General features: G+C 64.1%; 16 protein-coding genes. 7 read left to right on the forward strand and 9 right to left on the reverse strand.

Annotated features, from left to right (window positions below):
• Positions 1–62: 62 nt before the first annotated feature.
• The 3 genes from H6955_12765 to mnmH are packed head-to-tail and all read right to left on the reverse strand — an operon-like array spanning position 63 to position 3465.
• Positions 63–1016: an FHA domain-containing protein gene (locus tag H6955_12765; protein ID MCP5314429.1), complete on the reverse strand. Its 954-nt coding sequence runs from the start codon at positions 1014–1016 to the stop codon at positions 63–65.
• Positions 1004–2314 (reverse strand): trypsin-like peptidase domain-containing protein, encoded by a 1311-nt coding sequence (locus H6955_12770; GenBank protein MCP5314430.1) that lies wholly within the window; start codon positions 2312–2314, stop codon positions 1004–1006. Before H6955_12770 ends, H6955_12765 begins: the two co-directional genes overlap by 13 nt.
• Entirely contained in the window at positions 2314–3465 is a 1152-nt protein-coding gene (gene mnmH / locus H6955_12775; protein MCP5314431.1) for a tRNA 2-selenouridine(34) synthase MnmH, read from the reverse strand. The genes H6955_12770 and mnmH overlap by 1 nt, the downstream gene beginning before the upstream one ends.
• Positions 3466–3595: 130 nt before the next feature.
• On the opposite strand from mnmH, the gene H6955_12780 reads away from it, so the two are divergent.
• Positions 3596–4354 (forward strand): tRNA threonylcarbamoyladenosine dehydratase, encoded by a 759-nt coding sequence (locus tag H6955_12780; protein MCP5314432.1) that lies wholly within the window; start codon positions 3596–3598, stop codon positions 4352–4354.
• A gap of 4 nt (positions 4355–4358) precedes the next feature.
• Here the strand turns inward: H6955_12780 and rdgC are convergent, their stop codons facing one another.
• Positions 4359–5264, reverse strand: a complete 906-nt coding sequence (gene rdgC / locus H6955_12785) for a recombination-associated protein RdgC (GenBank protein MCP5314433.1) — start codon at positions 5262–5264, stop codon at positions 4359–4361.
• A 62-nt stretch (positions 5265–5326) separates the two neighbouring features.
• On the opposite strand from rdgC, the gene rapA reads away from it, so the two are divergent.
• Positions 5327–8176 (forward strand): RNA polymerase-associated protein RapA, encoded by a 2850-nt coding sequence (gene rapA, locus H6955_12790; GenBank protein ID MCP5314434.1) that lies wholly within the window; start codon positions 5327–5329, stop codon positions 8174–8176.
• Between the two features lie 74 nt (positions 8177–8250).
• Here the strand turns inward: rapA and H6955_12795 are convergent, their stop codons facing one another.
• The 4 genes from H6955_12795 to H6955_12810 form a co-directional block, all read right to left on the reverse strand.
• Positions 8251–8850 carry a glutathione S-transferase family protein gene (locus tag H6955_12795; GenBank protein MCP5314435.1) on the reverse strand — a complete coding sequence of 200 codons (600 nt, stop codon included), beginning with the start codon at positions 8848–8850 and terminating at the stop codon, positions 8251–8253.
• A 230-nt stretch (positions 8851–9080) separates the two neighbouring features.
• The gene (locus tag H6955_12800) at positions 9081–10724 is read right to left on the reverse strand and encodes a methyl-accepting chemotaxis protein (GenBank protein MCP5314436.1); all 1644 of its coding nucleotides are present in this window, start codon (positions 10722–10724) and stop codon (positions 9081–9083) included.
• A 173-nt stretch (positions 10725–10897) separates the two neighbouring features.
• Positions 10898–11065 (reverse strand): hypothetical protein, encoded by a 168-nt coding sequence (locus H6955_12805; protein ID MCP5314437.1) that lies wholly within the window; start codon positions 11063–11065, stop codon positions 10898–10900.
• A complete protein-coding gene (locus H6955_12810; protein MCP5314438.1) occupies positions 11065–13896 on the reverse strand; it encodes a valine--tRNA ligase in 2832 nt (943 codons plus the stop codon). The genes H6955_12805 and H6955_12810 overlap by 1 nt, the downstream gene beginning before the upstream one ends.
• Positions 13897–14081: 185 nt before the next feature.
• Here H6955_12810 and pcnB point away from each other — a divergent pair, with 185 nt between their 5' ends.
• Genes pcnB through H6955_12835 form a run of 5 tightly spaced genes read left to right on the forward strand, consistent with a single transcriptional unit; the run spans position 14082 to position 18222 of the window.
• Positions 14082–15380, forward strand: a complete 1299-nt coding sequence (pcnB, locus tag H6955_12815; protein ID MCP5314439.1) for a polynucleotide adenylyltransferase PcnB — start codon at positions 14082–14084, stop codon at positions 15378–15380.
• Complete coding sequence (folK, locus tag H6955_12820; GenBank protein MCP5314440.1) at positions 15377–15883, forward strand: 2-amino-4-hydroxy-6-hydroxymethyldihydropteridine diphosphokinase; 507 nt, start codon at positions 15377–15379, stop codon at positions 15881–15883. Before pcnB ends, folK begins: the two co-directional genes overlap by 4 nt.
• A complete protein-coding gene (locus H6955_12825; protein ID MCP5314441.1) occupies positions 15864–16538 on the forward strand; it encodes a deoxynucleoside kinase in 675 nt (224 codons plus the stop codon). The genes folK and H6955_12825 overlap by 20 nt, the downstream gene beginning before the upstream one ends.
• A 44-nt stretch (positions 16539–16582) precedes the next feature.
• Entirely contained in the window at positions 16583–17380 is a 798-nt protein-coding gene (gene panB, locus H6955_12830) for a 3-methyl-2-oxobutanoate hydroxymethyltransferase (protein MCP5314442.1), read from the forward strand.
• Positions 17377–18222 carry a pantoate--beta-alanine ligase gene (locus H6955_12835; GenBank protein MCP5314443.1) on the forward strand — a complete coding sequence of 282 codons (846 nt, stop codon included), beginning with the start codon at positions 17377–17379 and terminating at the stop codon, positions 18220–18222. Before panB ends, H6955_12835 begins: the two co-directional genes overlap by 4 nt.
• A 61-nt stretch (positions 18223–18283) precedes the next feature.
• On the opposite strand, the gene ppc is transcribed toward H6955_12835, so the two are convergent.
• Complete coding sequence (gene ppc / locus H6955_12840; GenBank protein MCP5314444.1) at positions 18284–21103, reverse strand: phosphoenolpyruvate carboxylase; 2820 nt, start codon at positions 21101–21103, stop codon at positions 18284–18286.
• Between the last annotated feature and the right edge of the window lie 99 nt (positions 21104–21202).

A 21202-nucleotide genomic window follows, 5' to 3' on the forward strand; every position in this document is an offset into this window, starting at 1 on the left:
ACTAGGTTATGCGTTTGCAATGAACGGCGACCTTGCGGCAGTTCACGTTTTGATGCAAAAAGCTAGTTGGCGTGCCGCAGTAGGAAATCTGAATTGATACGTGTGAACTCATCGATGGACGCGGTCGCCTCGATGCGCTGGTCCCACGGAGAAAGTGATCGGCTGTAATACGCGGTCTTGGTGAAATCTTCGAACCACGAAAATTGCGTCATGGCGTCGTCCAATTGATAGTAAGCCGCGGGTGAAAGCAATAGTATGGTGAATATCACGCTTCCGACGACACTGCCGTGGTTGAGGTTCACCAGGAACCAGCCGAGTGCGAACGGCAATATCAGCAGCGACCAGAGGATGCTGATCGTGTACCCGGGCATCGGGGAAGTGAAGAAATAGTCTGCGAGCGGGATCAACTGGTCGAGAACGAACGCAACGATCAACATCAGGCTGACGAAGCTGAGCGACGCCAGGTAGTCCCAGCGATGCGAGACGATGCGATTGACGATCAACAGACCCACGGACAGGCTCAGCGCGGCCATCGTGATCACCACTTGATCCCGCCAGTACGATTTCCAGCTCAGCGTCTGTGGTGTCGAGAGATAGTTGTCGGCGGCGCTGAGCAACACCATGCCGAGAAACAGCAGAAACGACCAGCCCCAATTGCTGAACAGGCACAGGCCGCCAGCACGGCAGCTGATGATGCGTGTCGGCGCCACTGGCTGCGCCGGGTCGAGTATACGGATGTGTGTGCGTCCGGCGTCGAACTCCAATGGAAGCTCGTCGAGTGGTAGCGGCTGGTCGATTCGGCGCCTTCCGATGTGAATGCCGTTTTCGTTGGCGAGCGGCCTGAGTTCGTAGTCTCCCTGGGGGTCCGCACGCAGCACGAAGTGATGCGGCGATACTGCCGGATCCGGCAGGATGATGTCGTTGTCCAGCGCCCTCCCGACACGCACAACCGGCTTTTCCACTTTGTGGTAATGATGGCCATGTCTGCCGACGATCTCGATGATCAGCGTTGCCATTTGATTTCCCTTAGAAATCGTGTGATCAGGCGATTGGCGATCCCGACATCGGTCCCCGAGAGGTCGATGTTGAATATAAATCCGGTATCGGGTTCGCCCACCATCGCTGCGGTGAACAATACGTCACTCAGTCCGGGGTAGTTGAGGTAATGTCGGGTGCATGTGGTCGCTTTCAGATCGCGGCCGTTGACGTCCACGAATTGTGTATTGCAAGTGAAATTCGAGACGTCGTCCTTGTTTGCCTGACCGCCGAACTGACTGTTGTTCAACGCGCGATACAGGCGGTAGAAACGCAACGGCTCGAGCGACTCCGATTCGATCCAGATGAATTCATAGATGATCTTGCCGACATCCAGTCGATCGGAAAGAAAGATATCGATCTCGTTCTGGCACGTGATGCTGAGATGATGGTAAAGGTTTTCGGGTTTCGGCTTCGGGCTGGCATCCCAACAGCGGATCGTGGGCGAAATCGCGCCCGGCACCTGTGCCGTGCGTAGGCGGGTCGTCGGCCAATTACCGTCGGCGATCGCGCTCTGATAGCGCGTCTGATACGCGCGTACCTGCCGCGCTATGTGCTCGAGCAGCCTGTCGGTGGGTACCGGCGGCATCGCTGTCAACGCCTGCAGATAACGTGCAGGCACGATGAAGCTGATATCGTTACGCGCAGTGGATACATTGATGCCGACCACGAGGCCACGCTCGTCGAACGTCGGACCGCCGCTCATCCCGGGATTCAGGCTGCCGGAGAACAGGATGCGGCTATCGTCCGTCTGGCTCAGCAGCCCGCCGTTGGTGCCCGCTGCGATGGTGAGACCCAGGTCGAGCGGGTTCCCCATCGCGTACAGGGCGGCGCCCTTTGCCGGCGGGGCGCCGACCGGTAGCGGGGAGCCGAGTGACTGGTCTGCTTCGACCAACGCAAGGTCGTAAACCACGTCGACTGCCAGCAGTCGCAGCATGCCTTCGCTGCCGTCCGGGCGCAGGTACCTCAGTTCGTACAGGTCGGGTTTCTCGGCGAAGCTGCTGACCACGTGGTAGTTGGTCGCCAGCCGCTCGGGCCGATCGAACACGAAGCCGGAACCGATCGCACTCTTTTTCCCGGTCTCGCGATTGACCACGCGAATCTGGAATACCGCGTGCTCGTTGGATTCGAACACCGCCTGGGAATCGAGCGCAAACGCCGCATGACGTGGGGCGAGCCAACACATCCCGATCAGCAGCAACCAGGCGATGCTGCGCATTCTCTTGCCGATAGTGCCGGCCAGTGGCTGCCGTTGCCGATCGTTCGCGTAACTCACCATCAGCGCGCTGCCGATTCGTTCTGCACGGTGGCCACATCCCCGATCGCATGCCTTTGGCTGAGAAAGGCCATCACCGCGTCGGCCGGTCCGCTGAATTCGACGCGTTGCGACTTTTGCGCGAGTTGATAGCTGTACATGCCATCGTAGTACTCACGCAACAGGTAGGCGATCCAGGCGCGGTGCCGGTCTGTCGCGCCACTCGCCTGCTGGGTGTCGATCGCATCTTCGAGCATGTGTCGCACCTTCAGATGCCGATCGCCGCCCAGCCGTCGACGAATCCGGTCGACGCTGTGCAGCAGATAGGTGCGCCACTCCGCGAATCCCTTGGCCTCGCCATGCAGTCGGCGGAATGCATCCAGCGTGTCGTGCACGTATTCCTGTAGCGTGATCTCGATGCGCTCTTCCTCGGAGGCCTCGAGCACCACGATCGGCGCTTCTTCCAGGCGCCGGAAGAACGCCTCAGGAATGTGACGACTGCCGATGTTGCGACTTTCGTCCTCGACGACGAACCAGCGATTGCCATCTGCGACCCGCTTGAGCAACGCGATCGAAAGCGCATTCTCGAAATCGATCTGCGTGGGCTGGGGTTGCGGGTGGCCGCCGAAAGCGGATCCGCGGTGATGGGCCAGTTGTTCGAGGTCGAGTCGCTCCACGAAGCGCCGCAGGAGTCGCGTCTTGCCGACGCCGGTACGCCCTCCGATCACCACCGGTCTGCACTGTGCGGCGTTGACCTGCAGTTGGTCGATCAGGTAACGGCGCATCGCCTTGTAACCGCCGCGCACCCGCGGACATGCGATCCCAACGTGTTCGTGCAGCCAGCGCTGACTGATCTGCGAGCGCATGCCGCCGCGAAAACAATACAGCACCGCGTCCGGATGCTCGCGCATGAACGCCTCCCAGGCGCGGATGCGCTGCTCTTTGAGGTCGCCGCTGACCAGTTGGATGCCGAGCGCGATCGCCTGGTCCTGGCCTTGCTGTTTATAGGTCAGGCCGATGCGTTCGCGTTCCAGGTCATCGATCAGCGGGTGGTTCACTGCGTTGGGAAAGGCGCCTTCGGCGAACTCGACCGGGGCGCGCACGTCCAGCAGCGGTACATCGCGCAGGAACAGTGAACGGAGGTCGTCGATTTCCTCGAGGGCGGGTGTGGACATGGTCAGCGACATCGGGTTTGCAGTCTTTGCTTGCGTGGCGATTGCGGCCGGGCATCCGGTGGCCGGCATATCCGCCGCCTGCACGCCTCGCTAATATACATGGTTGCATCGGGGGCATGGGGCCGGATTGATGGATTTTGCGCGGCGTTTCGGTGGCGTGGCACGCCTGTACGGCGATCAGGGGCTGTCGGCGTTGGCAGCTGCGTCGGTCTGCGTCGTGGGTGTCGGCGGGGTCGGATCCTGGACGGTCGAGGCGCTGGCGCGTAGCGCGGTCGGCCACATCACGCTGATCGACATGGACCATGTCGCCGAATCGAACATGAACCGCCAGCTGCCGGCGATCGAAGCGGAACTGGGTCGTGCCAAGGTCGCTGTGCTGCGTGACCGGATCGCCTCGATCAATCCGTCGTGCGAGGTGACCCTGTGCGATGCGTTCGTGACCACCGACAACGTCGCGGAGCTGATAGCCGTGGGACACCAGTGGGTGATCGACTGCATCGACAATTTCCGGGTCAAGGCGGCGATGATCGCATTTTGCAGGCGACGCAGACAGTCGGTCATCACCGTCGGCGGCGCCGGCGGACAGCGCGACGCAAGCCGAGTCCGGGTAGGTGATCTGCGCAGGACGGAGCAGGACCCCTTGCTGGCGAGGACACGCAAGCTGCTGCGTCACGATTACGGCTTTCCGACCAACCCGAAGCGCCGGTTCAATGTCCCCTGTGTATGGTCCGACGAGCCGCGGGTCGCGCCACCCGGTGAATGCGACGCATCGACCGAGGGTTCGCTGAACTGTGCCGGTTTCGGTGCCTGTATGCCGGTCACCGCGACCTTCGGCCTGATCGCCGCCGGCTACGTGATCGATCAGCTGGCGGGCCGTCCGGGGCGATAGGCGATCAGTCTTCTTCGATGCCGCCGAATGCTTCGAGCACGGCGGGAATGAAGCGCGCCAGTTCCAGTGCCATCAGCGTGAAGTCGGCGTCGAACCGTGCGATGGCATCGTCGGCATCGATCTCGGCAGCCTCCTGCATCACCAGGTCGAGAAAGCGCAGACGACGGATACCGAGATCGTCGCACAACAGGCAGCCGATACGTTCCTGCCACTCGACCGCGAGCTTGGCGACCAGCATGCCCGCCTCGAGATGCGAACGGACCTCGGCGCTCGCAAGGTCGATGCGCCGGCCCCGCATCACGCCGCCCTTGTCGACCGGTTCCTTGAGCTCGCATTCGTCGCCCAGGCCGAAGCCGGCGGGTGGCGCCTGTTCCAACCAGCGGGTCAGGGTTGCGGCCGGTGCATTGTTCACCGCCAGTGGCCGGAGACGCAGGCTGCCCAGGGTCTCGCGTAGGGTGCTGAGCAGTTCTTCGGCCTTTTTTGCCGTTGCGCTGTCGACGACGATCCATCCGGCTGCCGGATCCACATAGGCGTACAGCAGGTTGGAACGGGTGAACGCGCGCGGCAGCAGGTCGGTCAGTACTTCGTCCTTGATGCGCTGCCGCTCCTTGCGGCCGACCGGCCTGGCTTCGTCCGCGGCGATCGTCTCGGCCCTCTCTTCGACGTGTTCGCGAACGACCGCCGCCGGCAGAATCCTTTCCTCGCGCCGCAGGCACAGCATGATGCGGCCGTTGGCGGCATGCACCAACGATCCCGCATCGCGGCCGGCCGGTGACACCCAGCCGACGCTGTGCGTATCCAATCCGGCGCAGGGTTTGAAAGGGCGCTGCGTCAGTGCGTCATACAGCGTTTCGGGAGTGTAATCAAACGGTTCGATCAGGCGGTACAGCTGCAGATTGCGAAACCACATGTCTGAAGACTCTCCCCGGGTGACCAACAAAGGGGCGCGATTATCGCGGACCTGTCGTGCGGATGCCAGTTTGGCGGAACCCGACGCTGATCGCGGGCGCCGTTAACCGGTACAATGCCGCGCCTGCACAGGGGGGTGATGTGCCGCAACGTTTTGTACCCGGGCAACGCTGGCTCAGCGAGGCCGAACCGGACCTCGGTCTCGGCAGCGTCGAGTCGTTCGACGGCCGGCTGGTGCTGATCGACTTTCCGGCGAGTGCCCAGAAGCGCACCTACGCCGCGCAGACCGCACCTTTGGGTCGGGTGCGTTTCGCTGCCGACGACAAGATTCGCGACCGGGAAGGCACACCGCTCATCGTGCGCGAGGTGCACGAGCAGGGGGGGCTGTTCAGCTACGACTGCGTCGATCAGGCGGGCCGGAGGGCGCACCTGCCGGAGCAGTCCCTGGACGACCATCTGCGCCTGAACCGTCCCCAGGACAAGCTGCTGGCACGGCGCATCGATGCGGATATCTGGTTCAGCCTGCGCTACCGCGCCTGGCTGCAGTCTGCGGCACTGTGGCGCTCGCCGGTGTTTGGGCTCCAGGGGCCGCGCATCGACCTGATTCCGCATCAGCTGTTCATCGCCACCGAAGTCGCATCCCGGTCGGCACCACGGGTGCTGCTGGCCGACGAGGTCGGACTGGGCAAGACCATCGAGGCCGGGCTGATCCTGCACCGGCTGCTGCTCACCGAGCGCGTGCGACGCGTGCTGATCGTGGTGCCGGACGCCCTGGTCAATCAATGGCTGGTCGAGATGCTGCGACGTTTCAACCTGGCGTTCGCGGTATTCGACACCGAACGCTTCGCAGCATCGGCCGAAGAGAATCCCTTCCACGCCGAGCAGCGGGTGTTGTGCAGCCTCTCGTTCCTGACCACATCGCCGGCGACGAGCGCTGCGGTCGTGGCCGGCGAGTGGGACCTGCTGATCGTCGATGAGGCGCACCACCTGGCGTGGAGCGAGCAGGGTGCGAGCGGCGACTACCAGGTGGTCGAGGCATTGTCGAGTGTTACGCCAGCGGTGTTGTTGTTGACCGCGACACCGGAGCAACTGGGTCGCGCGGGGCATTTCGGCCGCCTGCGCCTGCTCGATCCACAGCGCTTCCACGACTACCACGCATTCCTCGAGGAAGAGGCCGCCTACGTGCCGGTCGCGTCGCTGGCCGCCAAGTTGCTCGACGGCATGCCGCTCGATGACTCGGAACGCGCGCAGCTGCGGCACCTGCTGGGCGATGAAGCCGGGCTGCCGGCCCAGCAGTCGATCGAACGCCTGATCGACCGCCACGGCACCGGAAGGGTCCTGTTCCGCAACACCCGACATGCGGTCACCGGATTTCCCAAGCGCCGGTTGCACGCCTATCGACTGCCGCTGCCAGACGCCTATGCCGGGCTCGCGGTCGAACCGACACCTGAAGTGGCCGCGGGTGGGGGGTGGACCGATCTGGATCCACGCGTGGCGTGGCTACGGGAACTGTTGCTCGACCTGGCGCCACTGAAGGTCCTGGTGATCTGCGCGCAGGCCGAGACGGCGATCGCATTGCGGGATCACCTGCTGGAGCGATGTGCGATCCATGCCGCCCTGTTCCACGAACACATGGAGATCGTTGCGCGCGACCGCGCCGCCGCGTTCTTCGCCGATCCCGACGAGGGAACACAAGTGCTGATCTCCTCCGAGATCGGCAGCGAAGGGCGCAACTTCCAGTTCGCCCACCACCTCGTGCTGTTCGATCTGCCCTGCGAGCCGGATCTTCTCGAGCAACGCATTGGCCGGCTCGACCGCATCGGTCAGCGCGAGATCGTCGCGATCCATGTGCCCTACCTGGAAGGCGCCGCCAGCGAAGTGCTGCTGCGCTGGTATCGCGACGGTCTCGCCAGCTTCGAGGCCGTGTGTCCAGCGGCCGGCGCGGTGTACGCGCAGCTCGCGGATCGCCTGCAGTCTGCGCTGGGCGACGCGGAACAGGTACCTTCGCTGATCGCCGATGCCGCGGCGCTGACCCGGCGGATCAATACCGAGCTCGAGGCCGGACGCGACCGCCTGCTGGAGCTGCATTCCCACCGGCCGGAGCGCGCCGCCGCCTTGCTGACCGCGTTGCGAGCGGATAGCGATGCCGCCTTGCTGCGGACCTTCATGGACGACTACTGGGATGCTTTCGGTGTCGAGCACGAGACCGCTGGCGGACAGGCGATCGTGCTGCGGCCGGGCCCACACATGCTGCACGAGCATTTCCCCGGCCTGGGTGGCGAGGCGGCGACCGCGACATTCTCGCGCAACGACGCGCTGGCGCACGAAGACCGCTTGTTTCTGACCTGGGAACACCCGATGGTGCGCGGCTGCATGGAGATGCTGACCAGCGGGGAGCTGGGTTCGGCCGCGGTCACGGTCGTCAGCCACCCCGACTATCGGACCGGCACGCTGTTCGTCGAGGTGTTGTGTGTCGTGGAATGTAGTGCGCCCCAGGGACTGGCATTGCAGCGCTACCTGCCGCCGACCTGTCTGCGCCTGCTGCTGGACGCCCAGGGCAGGGATTGCTCGACGCAGCTGGCGCACGCGGACCTGCAGGGCCTGTGCCTGTCACAGAATCGCAAGCTCGCCGACACCGTATTGAAGTCGCAGGCGGAGCGGGTCAAGGCGTTACTGCGGCACGCCACGGAGCTGGCGGAACGCGCCGGTGCGGAGCGCGCGGTACAGGCACTCGACCTGATGCAGGCCGACCTGACCGACGAGCTCCAGCGTCTCGAATCCCTGGCCAGAGTCAATCCGAATGTGCGCCGCGAGGAGATCCAGGCACTCGCCACGCATCGTGAACGCATGGCCGCCCAGATCGGACGCGCCAGGGTGCGGTTGGATGCGATACGCCTGATCGTGATGCGCTGAGGCGGCTTGCAACCGGGATCACGGGGCCGGCTCTCGCGGTGTCGGGTGCAGGATGGGCCGACACGGGGTCCGGGTCAGTCGAGCAACGCCTTCCAGCCCGGAAGCCCTTCGACACGTTGCAGCCATTCGCGTATCGCGGGGTAGGGCTGCAGCGAGACCTTGCCTTCTTCGGCGAGGGACACGTAGGGATAGCAGGCGATGTCGGCAATCGTCGGATGCTGTGCGGCGAGCCAGTCGTTGCCGGTGAGCCGTTGCTCCATCGCCGCGAGTCCCGAGGCTGCGTCGCGGTGGCACTGGTCGAGGTCGAATGGCTTGTTGAACAGGACAGCGATACGCGCCCGGGCAAGGCCGTACAGCAGCTCGTTCTCGGAGACCGCGAGCCACTGCATCACGCGTGCCTCGCCCAGCGGATCGTCGGGCAGCCATTGCGCCTCGCCGAACCGGCGCGCGAGATACACGAGGATCGCCATCGAGTCCCAGATCACCGCGTCGTCGTCGATCAGCACCGGGATCTGTCCGCGCGGATTGAGCCGCTTGAACTCGGCCGTCTGCGTCTCGCCGGCCGTGCTGTCGATCGGGATGCGTTGGTAGTCGAGACCGAGCATCGACAGCAGCAGGCGGATCTTGTAGCAGTTGCCGGATCGCGGGAAGTCGTAAAGTGTGCGTGTCGGCATGTATGTACTCCTCGCGGTCTCTGTCGGCTGCGGTGTGCCCGGCATTCTGCCCCTGTTCCATGCCTGTCGCCAGGCGATGCCCGGCGCCTGCCGCGTCCGGCCTTGGCGTACGGGAGCGGATACAGCATAGGAGATCGGCACGACGGCCTGACGTGGCCGGGACCCCGCAGGGTCCCGCACAGGGAGTCATATCGCGGCGAGGTGGTACGCGGCGGGAGAGCGGGCGCCGGTCAGCTGATTGAAAAGCGTCCCACGAGGGCGCGCAGCTGCCCGCCGAGGGTCGCCAGCGACGTGCTGGCGGTGGCGGTCTGTGCCAGGTTGTCTGCCGACTGGTGTGCCTGCGCCGAGATATTCGCGACGTTCTGATCGATCTGCCCGGCGACGACGGCCTGTTCTTCCGCCGCGCTGGCTATCTGAGTGTTCATGTCCTTGATCGTGGCGACCGCGGCGACGATGCTCTGCAGCGCGGTACCGGCCTCTTCGCCGTGTGCCAGGGTGCGGTCCGTGGTCGCCGAACTGTGCTGTATGGCTGCTACCGCACGCGCGACGCCACCACCGAGCCGCTCGGTCATCGCCTGGATCTCGCGCGTCGATGCCTCCGTCCTGCTGGCCAGTGTACGTACCTCATCGGCGACGACGGCGAAGCCGCGTCCCTGCTCACCCGCGCGGGCGGCCTCGATCGCGGCGTTCAGTGCGAGCAGGTTGGTCTGTTCGGCGACTCCGCGGATGACTTCGAGCACACTGCCGATGGCGTCGCTGTCCTTGCTCAGCTGCTGGATCACATCCACGGCGGCCTGCACCTCGCCGGCCAGGGTCTGGATCGAGGCGCGCACCTCTGCAACCTTCTTGTGGCCGTCCTGGGCGTGTTGATCGGCGCGCTGGGCGGCGTCGGCGGCCTCCTCGGCACTGCGTGCGATCTCGCGCACCGTGGCGCTCATCTCGGTGACTGCGGTCGCGACCTGCTCGGTCTCGCTCTGCTGCCGCTCGACGCCGTCGCGGGAGGCCTGGGTGATGCCGGTCAGTTCGTCGGACGATGCCGACAATTGGTGGGTCGCCTTGTCGACCTCGCGCACCGTATGTTGGATCTTGTCGGTGTACAGGTTGAAGGCCGATGCCAGGCTCGCGAGTTCGTCCTGCCCGGAGGCCGGCAGCCGCTGGGTCAGGTCGCCGCCGTCCGAAGCGATGTTCTGCATGGCGTCGGTGATTGCCCGGGTCGGCAGGGTAACGCTTTGCCCGATCATCGTCGCGTAACCAAACATCAGCAGCGCAAACAGACCGGCGATCGCCGCGACCGCCTTGACGTTGTCGAAGAAGATGGCATCCAGGTCGTCGAACAGGGTTCCCGAGCCGACAATCCAGCCCCAGGGCGTGAATCCTCCGAGATAGGAGACCTTGTCGGCGACGATGCCTTTTGCCTTGTGTTCCCAGGTGTAGGTCACGAAGCCCTGGCCCTGTGCCTTGACGACCTCGACGAATTCCAGCCAGTGGTGTTTGCCCTGGGCGTCGGTGCTGCCGGACATGTCCTTGCCGATGAGCTTGGCCTTCAGCGGATGCATCAGCACCTTGGGTTGCATGTCGTTGATCCAGAAGTACCCCTTGCCGTCGTCGTAGCGCATGTCGGCCACCGCAGCGAGTGCTGCACGCTGTCCCTCGGCATCGGTGATCTGGCCTTCCTGTGACAGGCGGTGATAGTGCCGGATCACGCCGAGCGCACTCTCCACCTGGTGCTGCAGCGACGCTCTACGCTGTTCGTAGAGGCTGTCGCGCAATTGAAGCGAAACCAGGCTGGCGACCGCGACGATACCGAGCAAGGCCAGAATGGATACGCTGAACAGGCGACTCGATATCGAAAAGCGGCGCAGCAGTGAGTGCATTCGGAAGATTCCTTGTCGGTGGTCTCGCGGCACCCCGTGTATCGGCGGAATAGCGGAAATCTTTATGCATGGGCCTCACTGGCGACGGCGTGCTCCGACGCCGCGCGCGGTGACAACTCGACGGGATGGTGCGCACGGGCGTTCTGGGTCGGACGCCCGTGCTGACGGGGGAATCAACCGACGTGTGGGTTGCGCAGGATCCAGCGCTGGGCGATCCATTGCCACAGGCCGGCGGCCAGAAAACGCGCCAGCAGGAGGCCGAAACCGAGCCACTGCCGTGTCCGTTGCCAACGGTTCGCAGGTCTTTCCGGCGGCTTGCCGCCTGCCAGGGCCAGGCACATTACAACCTCCGGATCTTCTCGGCCTGGGCCGAGAGGTCGGCGAGCGCGGCCTTGTCCTGATCGAGTTTGTCGCGTTGCTTCTGCACGACCTCGGCCGGGGCCTTGTCGACGAAGTTCGGGTTCTGCAGTTTCTTCTCGCTGCGCTCGATGTCCTGCCGGTAGCGGCCGATCTCCTTGTCGAGCCGCGCCAGTTCGGCGTCCTTGTCGATCAGCCCGGCGAGCGGGATCAGGATCTTCATGTTCCCGACCAACGCGGTGGCCGATTCCGGGCCGGCGTCGCCGGGCTCGAGCACGGTGATCGACTCGGTACGCGCGAGGAAATCGAGAAAAGCGCGGTGCTGCGTCGCGTTCTTTCGATCCTGCTCGCTGCTGTCGGCAAGCAACACCGGCACCGGCCTGCCGGGAGCGATGTTCATCTCACCCTTGATCTTGCGGATGCCGAGGATGAACTGCATCACCCATTGCATCTCTGCCTCCGCCGCCTCGTCGACCAGCGGTGCACGGTGCCTGGGGAAGGGCTGCAGCATGATGCTGTCCACGTCGCCACCGTCGGACTTGCCGGCCAGCGGCGCCACGCGCTGCCAGATCTCTTCGGTGATGAACGGCATGATCGGGTGGGTCAGGCGCAACAACGATTCGAGGACCCGCACCAGGGTACGCCGCGTACCGCGCTTCGCGGCCGCGCCGGCCTGTTCGTTGTTGAGCACCGGTTTGCACAGCTCGAGGTACCAGTCGCAGTACTCGTTCCAGGTGAACTCGTAGATTGCCTGCGCGGCCTGGTCGAAACGATAGCCCTCGATCGCGTCACTGACCGCCTGCTTGGTCTTCTGCAGGCGCGACAGGATCCAGCGATCGGCGAGCGAGCGTTCGATCGCATCGTCTTCCAGCCCGCAGTCCCGACCTTCGGTATTGATCAGCACGAAGCGCGACGCGTTCCAGAGCTTGTTGCAGAAGTTGCGGTAGCCCTCGATGCGCCCCATGTCGAACTTGATGTCGCGCCCGGTCGCCGCCAACGCGGCGAAGGTGAAGCGCAGCGCGTCGGTGCCGAAGCTGGGAATGCCCTCGGGAAACTCCTTGTGTGTCTGCTTGTCGATCTTCGCTGCCAGCTGCGGTTGCATCATGCCGCTGGTGCGCTTGGCGACCAGTTCCTCGAGCCCGATGCCGTCGATCAGATCGATGGGATCCAGCACGTTGCCCTTCGACTTGGACATCTTCTGTCCCTGGGAGTCGCGGACCAGACCGTGGACGTAGACCTCGTGGAAGGGTACGTCGTCCATAAACTTGATGCCCATCATGATCATCCGCGCAACCCAGAAGAAAATGATGTCGAACCCGGTGACCAGCACGCTGGTCGGGTAGAACTGGCCGAGGCGATCGGTCCGTTCGGGCCAGCCGAGCGTCGAGAAAGGCCATAGCGCGGAACTGAACCAGGTATCGAGTACGTCTTCGTCCTGGGTCAGCGGATAGTCGGCGGCGAGCTTGTGCCGGGTCCGGATCTCGGTCTCGTTGCGACCGACGTAGACGTTGCCCTCCGCGTCATACCACGCCGGGATCCGGTGCCCCCACCATATCTGCCGGCTGATGCACCAGTCCTGGATGTTGCGCATCCACTCGTAATAGGTGTTCTTCCAGTTGTCCGGAACGAAACGAATCCTGCCGGTCTCGACCGCCTCGATCGCCGGTCTGGCCAGGGGCTCGACCTTGACGTACCACTGGTCGGTGAGAAAGGGTTCGATCACGGCCCCGGAACGATCGCCCCGCGGCACCATCAGCTTGTGATCGACGATCTTTTCGAGCAGGCCCTGGGCCTCGAGGTCGGCGACGATCTGCTTGCGGGCCGCGTAGCGGTCCAGGCCGGCATATTGGGGCGGAATCAATTGGTCTTCGCCGTCCTCGTTGGCGCGCACGGCCGCATCGATCGTGAAGATGTTGATCAGTCCGCCATGGACCTGTTTGCTGATCGGCGTCTCGTCGCGATGCCGCAGCCAGACGGCGTAGTCGTTGAAATCGTGGGCCGGGGTGATCTTGACGCAACCGGTGCCGAATTCCGGGTCGGCGTGTTCGTCGGCGATGATGGGGATCCGCCGTCCGGTCAGCGGCAGCTCGACCAGCTCTCCGATCAGGTGCCTGTAGCGTGCATCGTCCGGGTTCACCGCGACCGCGCAGTCGCCGAGCATCGTCTCGGGGCGGGTCGTGGAGACGACCAGGTGGCCCTTGCCGTTGCTCAAGGGATAACGCATGTGCCACATGCTGCCGGCCTCTTCCTCGGAGATGACCTCGAGGTCGGATACCGCGGTATGCAGTTTGGGGTCCCAGTTCACCAGGCGCTTGCCGCGGTAGATCAGTCCCTCTTCGTAGAGGCGAATGAACACCTCCTGGACCGCCTCCGACAGGCCCTCATCCATCGTGAACCGTTCGTGGCGCCAGTCGAGCGACGAGCCGAGTCGGCGCAACTGACGGGTGATGTTGCCACCGGACTCCGCCTTCCACTCCCAGACACGCTCGATGAACCGCGCACGGCCGAGATCGTGACGGGTCTGGCCAGCCGCCTCGAGCTGGCGTTCGACCACCATCTGGGTCGCTATCCCGGCATGGTCGGTGCCGGGCTGCCACAGGGTCGGGCGACCGCGCATCCGGTTGAAGCGGATCAGCGTGTCCATCACCGTGTTGTTGAAGCCATGCCCCATGTGCAGGTTGCCGGTGACGTTGGGGGGCGGAATCATGATGCAATAGGGCTTGCCGTCGCCGGTCCCGGGTTCGAACCAGCCGCGGTCCTCCCAGGTCTGATACCAGCGTTGTTCGATGGCGTGTGGGTCGTAAGTCTTGTCCATTGGTCGGTGTCCGGCAGGGCGGCTGGCAAAAAATCACAGTATACCGATTTGCCTGCGCGCTCGGCGCACTCGCGCAGGCCAGCTGTGTCGCGGCGGATGGGGGCGGCGGGGCGTGACACTGATCGTGGGGTGTGTGCAGTGCTATGATAGCGGCCACCCAGTCGCCAACAGCCCGGTAACCCGTCATTACCCAACCCGTCGTCATCCCCCGCGATCAGCACACGATCTCGCGTGCCAACATCTCGCCGAATGCGTTGAAAGTGCTCTACCGCCTGAAAGCGGAGGGGTTTGCCGCGCATCTGGTCGGTGGCGGTGTCCGTGACCTCCTGCTTGGGCGCGAGCCGAAGGACTTCGACGTTGCGACGGACGCGCGTCCCGAACAGGTGCGCGAGGTGTTCCGCAACTGCCGACTGATCGGACGCCGATTCCGACTCGCGCACGTGCATTTCGGCCAGGAGATCATCGAGGTCGCCACCTTCCGGGCCGGCCAGGACGGCGAGGAAAACGGCAATCACCAGACCGACGAGGGCATGCTGCTGCGCGACAACGTCTACGGCACGATCGAACAGGACGCGCTGCGTCGCGATTTCACCGTCAACGCGCTGTACTACAACATCGCGGATTTCTCGATCATCGACTACGCCGGCGGTGTCGAGGATCTGCAAGCCGGGGTATTGCGTCTGCTCGGCGACCCCGAGACCCGTTATCGCGAGGACCCGGTGCGCATGCTCCGCGCGGTGCGCTTCGCCGCCAAGCTCGGCTTCCGGATCGATGACGCGACGGCGGAGCCGATCGTCGACCTGGCGTCGCTGCTGGGTGATATCCCACCCGCCCGACTGTTCGAAGAGATCCAGAAGCTGTTCCTGTACGGCACTGCGGTCGGCGGATTCGAGAAGCTGCGTCAATACGGCCTGTTCGCCCACCTGTTTCCGGCCACCGAGGGATGCCTGGCGCAGCTCGAACACGAGTTTCCACTGACGCTGGTACTGAAGGGCCTGGAGAATACCGACCAGCGCCTGCGCGAGGGCAAGTCGGTGACACCGGCGTTCCTGTTTGCAGTGCTGTTGTGGGAACCCGTCCGGCAGCGGGCGGAACGCCTCCAGGCGGGTGGCGAGGCACCCTACCAGGCGATCTCTCAGGCCGCGGCCGAGGTCGTCGCGCGGCAACTCGAGCGGATCGCCCTGCCGCGCCGTTTCAGTACGCCGATGCAGGAGATCTGGACGCTGCAACCGCGTTTCAACCAGACGCGGGGCAAGCGGCCACAGCGCCTGATGGCGCATCCGCGGTTCCGTGCGGCCTACGATTTCCTGTTGTTGCGCGCGGCGGCCGGCGAGGCGGACGCCGACCTAGCGGCATGGTGGACCGCACTGCAGGGCGAGGGTGGGGGCGAGTTGCCGCCGCCCGACAAGCCGACGGCACGTCGGCGCAGCCGACGCGGTCGACGCGGGCGGCGGCGCAGCAAGGAAGCGGCGACCGAGGAATGAGCAGCGCCACGGTCCTTGCGTTCGTCGGCCTGGGCAGCAACCTCGACCGACCGCAGCGCCAGGTCCTCGATGCCCTCGCGGAACTCGACGATATGCCGCAGTCGCACCTGTTGCGTCATTCGAGCCTGTATCGCTCGGCACCACTCGGTCCCGCCGGACAACCGGATTACATCAACGCGGTCGCCGCGGTCGAGACCCGTCTCGCGCCGTCTGAACTGCTCGATGCGCTACAGGCCGTGGAACAACGGCATGGCCGTGTGCGCGGTGTGCACTGGGGGCCGCGCACGCTGGATCTGGATATCCTGACATACGGCAGTGCGCGTATCCGCACCGATCGCCTGGTCGTGCCGCATCCTCAGCTGCAGCACCGTGCGTTCGTGCTGATACCGCTGCACGAGATCGCGCCGGATCTCCGGATCCCCGGGCTGGGGACACTGCACGACCTGCTGGAGGGTGTTTCGATGGAGGACCTGCACGTGATCGATGGTGCCGAAGATGCCTGAGCAGCGCCAATCGCCGCCGGAATTCATCGTTGTCGAGGGACCGATCGGCGTCGGCAAGACCAGCCTGGTACGGCGCCTGACGGAGACGCTCGGCTACGCGAGCCTGTTCGAATGCGCCGAGGACAATCCGTTCCTCGCACGCTTCTACGACGATCCGCTTGCCGCGGCGTTTCCGGCCCAGCTGCATTTCCTGTTTCAGCGCAGCCGGCAGCTCGAACAGTTGCGCCAGCGCGACCTGTTCAACAGCCACCTGGTCGCCGATTTCATGTTTGCCAAAGACCGTCTGTTTGCCGAACTGAACCTGCAGCCGGAGGAACTGGCACTCTATGACGAGGTGTACGCTCGCCTTGAGATGCAGGCACCCAGACCGGATCTGATCCTCTACCTGCAGGCGCCGGTCGATGAGTTGATGCAGCGCGTCCGACGGCGCAACCGGACGATGGAGAACAGCCTCGCACCCGACTACCTGGCACGCCTGTCGGAAGCGTATGCACGTTATTTTTATTATTACGATGCCTCCCCCGTCCTTATCGTGGACACCGCGGAACTCAACCTGGTCGATTCGGAGTCCGACTACCAGGAACTGCTGTGCGCCATCACTCGAAGATTCACCGGCAAGTCCTATTTCAACCCGACACCGCTAGCGATAAACTGAATCCGGATCGGCTCCGCCAGCCGAGCGGCCGCGCAGGAGGAGAGGTGGGAAAGGTCACGATAACAACCCTCAATCGTATGAAAGCGGCCGGCGAGAAGATCGCGGTCGTCACCAGCTACGACGCCAGTTTCACCCAGCTCATCGAACATGCCGGCATGGATGTGATCCTGGTCGGCGATTCGCTCGGCATGGTGATCCAGGGACACGAAAGCACGCTGCCGGTGACCGTGGATGACATGGTCTACCATACGGCGAACGTTGCGCGCACCAGCGAGCGTGCGTTGATCATCGCGGACATGCCCTTCATGAGCCATGGCACGCCGGAACAGGCGCTGCACACGGCGGGTCGGTTGATGAAGGAAGGCGGTGCCCACATGGTGAAGATCGAAGGTGGTGCGCCACAGGTCGACACCGTGCGTCACATGACCGCGCGCGCGGTGCCGGTCTGCGGGCATCTCGGGCTCACGCCGCAGTCGATCCATCAGATCGGCGCCTATCGGATACAGGGGCGCGGTGAGCACGAGGCGGAACGTATCCTCAAGGACGCCGTGGCGTTGCAGGAGGCCGGGGCGCAGATGCTGGTGTTGGAATGCGTGCCGGCGATACTGGCAGCCGAGATCACCAAGGCCGTGGATGTACCGGTGATCGGCATAGGTGCCGGTGGCGAGACAGACGGTCAGGTCCTGGTGCTGTACGACATGCTCGGCCTCACGATGCATGGAACACCGAGTTTCGTGCGGGATTTCCTCGCCGAAAACGGTAACGTCAAGGCGGCACTGGGTGCCTATGTGAATGCCGTCAAAGACGGCAGCTACCCGTCCACCGAGCATATCCTGGCGTGAACACGGTCGCTGAGCTGGGCGAGCTGCGCGCGCAGGTGGATGCCTGGCGGCGTGGCGGCAATGTCGCATTCGTGCCGACCATGGGCAACCTGCACGAGGGTCATCTGTCCCTGGTCCGCGCCGCCCGCCTGCTCGCGGACCGGGTCGTGGTGAGCATCTTCGTCAATCCGCTTCAATTCGGCGCCGGCGAAGATTTCGCGAACTATCCGCGGACGCTCGATAACGACACGGCGATGCTCGAAGGCGAGGGCACGGATCTGCTGTTCGCGCCTCCGGTCGCGGTCATGTATCCCAAGCCACAGGCGCAGCAGACCCGGGTCGAGGTGCCCGAACTCTCCGACCTGCTGTGCGGCGCCTATCGGCCCGGACACTTCGTCGGAGTCGCCACCGTGGTGTGCAAGTTGTTCAACATGGTGCAGCCGGACGTCGCACTGTTCGGCAAAAAGGACTATCAGCAGCTGATGGTGATCCGCCGCATGGTCGACGACCTCGCAATGCCGGTCAGGGTGGTGGGTGTGGACACGGTGCGCGAAGCGGACGGCCTGGCGATGAGTTCACGCAACGGTTATCTGACGGCGGAGCAGCGCGCCACCGCCCCCGTACTGTTTCGTGTGCTCAGCGGTTTGGCCGGCAAACTGCGCGAAGGCGGCGACGACGTCGTGGCGCTGCAGGCACAGGCGACACGTGAACTCGACGAAAGCGGCTTTACGACCGATTACGTCGCGATCCGGCGTGCGGCGGACCTGCAGGAGCCGGAGCCAGGCGAGCCAAATCTCGTGATATTGGCTGCGGCCTACCTCGGCAAGGCGCGCCTGATCGACAACATCGAAGTCACGCGCTGAATCGTGGTCGGGGCAAGCGTCTCCCGACCGGTTCCCACCTGTTCCCGATGACCTGCCCCGGTCAGCCCGTGTTGCGCATGCCGGCGGCAATCGCGTTGATCGAGCGCAGCAGTGGGTCGAGGCTCGCCTCCCGGTCGACATCGCGCGTCTCGGGGCTGCGGTAGCGCTGCAGCAGTTCGAGCTGGATGTGGTTCAGCGGATCGAGGTAGGGGTCACGCCTGCCCAGTGAAGTCTTCAACAGGGGGTTGTCATCGAGCAGCTCGTCGATCCCGGTGATCCGGCGGATCCACTTCTCGGTACGCAGGTACTCCGCTTCAATCATGCCGAACACCGTGTCGCGAATCCTGGGATCGGTGCACAACTCGGCGTATTCGCGTGCGATGTCCATGCGCGATTTGACCAGCGCCATCTGTGTGTTGCTCAGCAGCGCGCGAAAGAACGGCCACTCGCGGTACATCTGGCGCAGTGTCCTGAGACGCTTCTTCTGGTCCTTGCAACAGAACTCGAGGGCACTGCCGAGTCCGTACCAGGCCGGCAGCGTCTGGCGTGCCTGCGCCCAACCGAACACCCATGCAATCGCCCTCACCGACGACTTGGAAAGGTCGCCCTTGGCGCGGTGTGACGGTCGTGACCCGATGTTCAGCATGCCGATCTCGGCGACCGGCGTGGCCTGATAGAAGTAGTCGAGGAATCCCGGTGTCTGTTCGGTCAGATCCCGATAAGCCGCCTCTCCGGTCTCGGCCAGCACGCGCATGCTGTCGTGGAAGCTATCGTCGTCGGGCGCGACATCGCGGATCAGACCGACACTCGCGCTGATCACGCCGGTCAGTCCCATCGTCAGTTCATAGATCGCCGTCTCGCGGTTGCTGTACTTGTATGAGAGTACCTCACCCTGTTCAGTGAACTTGATCTGTCCGAGCAGGGTGCCGGCGGGTTGCGCGCGGATCGCGTCGTGCGTCGGTCCGCCACCACGGCCGATGGTGCCGCCGCGACCGTGGAACAGGCGGATGTGGATGCCGCGTGCCTTGCCCAGTGCGATCACCCGCTGTTGGGCCTGGTACAGCAGCCAGGCGGAGGCAACGATACCGCCGTCTTTCGCCGAGTCGGAGTAACCCAGCATCACTTCCTGCAGGGTACCGTGGTGCTGCAAAAGCCGCCGATACACCCGGTTGTCGAGCAACTGTGAGATCACCGGCTCGATCCGCGAGAGGTCATGAATGGTCTCGAACAGCGGCGATACCCCGATCCGGCAGACGAACAGGTCGCCCTGTTGTCCGCACAATCGGCACAGACTGGCGAGGAACATCACATGCATCACATCAGACGCCTGGTGTGCCATCGAGATCACGTAGCGTCCGATCGTGCGTGGACTGATCACCTGCTGCATTTCATCGACGACGTCCAGTACCCGAAGTACTTCCTGGGTCATCTCGGAAAGCCGCTCACGATCAGTCAAGACCGGCGGGCCTTCGATCAGCCGACCGAGCAATTCCAGGCGCTGCGTTTCATCCAGCGCGGCGTAGTCCTGTTCGATCCCGAGGTGAGCAAGGATCTCAGCAACCGCATCGGTGTGCACGGCCGACTCCTGGCGCACATCGAGCCGTGCCAGGTAGAACCCGAAGGTGCGCACCAGGCGGATCAGATCCAGCAACTCGGCATTGGCCGCATCGGCGTCGCCATGGCTGACCAGCGAATCGCGCATCAGCACCAGGTCGCGCAGAAAATCGTCCTCGCTGCGATAGCCATCCGGGTCCTCGGTCAGCGGCTCGCCGTCCAGCCGCGCCTTGGCGCGTTGCATCGTCTGGCGCAGGCGCAGGCCCGTGATATACAGCTTGCGCCGATAGGGCTCTTCGGGGAAACGCGCCGGCCACTCCTGGTCGAACAAAGCGCGGTACTCGTCGTCCTCGCGCAGACCCGCCTGAAACGCCGGCGACGGCGTGCAGAAATCCTGCGACTGCGTGAGAATCCCGATCAGGCCCTCGACGCGTTCGACGTAGGCACGCAGGATCGTCAGGTGTTGAGTAAGGATGGCCTCGTGCGTGGTCTGTGCGGTGACGTTCGGATTGCCGTCGCGGTCGCCACCGATCCAGCTGCCGAATCGGATCATCGCCGGCAGGTCGATGCCACGAAAATCCGGGTGGCTCTGGTAGGCGCGACGTATGGCACCATCCATCCGGCGATAGACCACCGGGATGGCATCGAACAGCGCCTCACGGAAGTGATGCATCCCCATGCGGATCTCGTGGCGCACGTCCGGGCGTGAGGGGCGCACCTCGTTGGTCTTCCACAATGCCTGAATGTGGGTATGCAGGTCGCGCGTGTACCGCTCGGTGTGATCGATCGACGTCGGCGGTGCATCGAGCGCGTCGTTGCTCTCGAAGATGCGGCGGATCTGCAGCATGATCGCACGTCTCTTGGATTCGGTCGGATGCGCGGTGAAAACCGGCATGTAGCGGATCTCTTCGAACAGATCCTGCAACTCGTCGGGTTCGACGCCGAGGCGGCGCAGATCTCGCAGGCAGGCATCGAAGGAACCTTTCCACAGCACGCCGCCCTTGGCCGCAATCCGCCGTCGTTGCCTGTGCTGAAAGCTCTCCTCTGCGGTATTGACCAGCTGGAAATAGATGCTGAATGCCCGAATGACCGGTCGCAAGGCATCGGGCGACAGCTTGCCGATCAGGCGTTTCAGCCTTTCGAGGCGAACGGGATCGGGGTGCTCGCGCAGCTGGATGAATCCCTTGCGCAGGCGTTCGATATTGCGCAGCACTTCGCCGCCGGCCTGGCTGCTGATGACATCGCCGAGCAGTCGCCCGAAAAGTTTGACCCGACTGCGCAGGGTCCGGTCATGTTTGACGCAGGCGTCGACGAATGGGTCGCTCAAGGTACTGCACTCCGTATGGCTGACATCGCCGGCCGGGCGCGAAGACCGCGCGCCCCGGACCACCGGCGTTGGTATACTTTGACAAAATCACGGCCTCGG

This window comes from Chromatiaceae bacterium, from assembly GCA_024235395.1.
Lineage (GTDB): Bacteria > Pseudomonadota > Gammaproteobacteria > Chromatiales > Chromatiaceae > Thiosocius.

Coding starts and splice junctions, on each gene's coding strand:
- H6955_12795 (MCP5314435.1), bottom strand. CDS start 8,850: ATGCCGACACGCACACTTTACGACTTCCCGCGATCCGGCAACTGCTAC.
- H6955_12825 (MCP5314441.1), top strand. CDS start 15,864: ATGGTGCCGAAGATGCCTGAGCAGCGCCAATCGCCGCCGGAATTCATC.
- folK (MCP5314440.1), top strand. CDS start 15,377: ATGAGCAGCGCCACGGTCCTTGCGTTCGTCGGCCTGGGCAGCAACCTC.
- H6955_12810 (MCP5314438.1), bottom strand. CDS start 13,896: ATGGACAAGACTTACGACCCACACGCCATCGAACAACGCTGGTATCAG.
- H6955_12780 (MCP5314432.1), top strand. CDS start 3,596: ATGGATTTTGCGCGGCGTTTCGGTGGCGTGGCACGCCTGTACGGCGAT.
- H6955_12800 (MCP5314436.1), bottom strand. CDS start 10,724: ATGCACTCACTGCTGCGCCGCTTTTCGATATCGAGTCGCCTGTTCAGC.
- H6955_12765 (MCP5314429.1), bottom strand. CDS start 1,016: ATGGCAACGCTGATCATCGAGATCGTCGGCAGACATGGCCATCATTAC.
- mnmH (MCP5314431.1), bottom strand. CDS start 3,465: ATGTCCACACCCGCCCTCGAGGAAATCGACGACCTCCGTTCACTGTTC.
- rdgC (MCP5314433.1), bottom strand. CDS start 5,264: ATGTGGTTTCGCAATCTGCAGCTGTACCGCCTGATCGAACCGTTTGAT.
- H6955_12805 (MCP5314437.1), bottom strand. CDS start 11,065: ATGTGCCTGGCCCTGGCAGGCGGCAAGCCGCCGGAAAGACCTGCGAAC.
- rapA (MCP5314434.1), top strand. CDS start 5,327: ATGCCAGTTTGGCGGAACCCGACGCTGATCGCGGGCGCCGTTAACCGG.
- H6955_12770 (MCP5314430.1), bottom strand. CDS start 2,314: ATGGTGAGTTACGCGAACGATCGGCAACGGCAGCCACTGGCCGGCACT.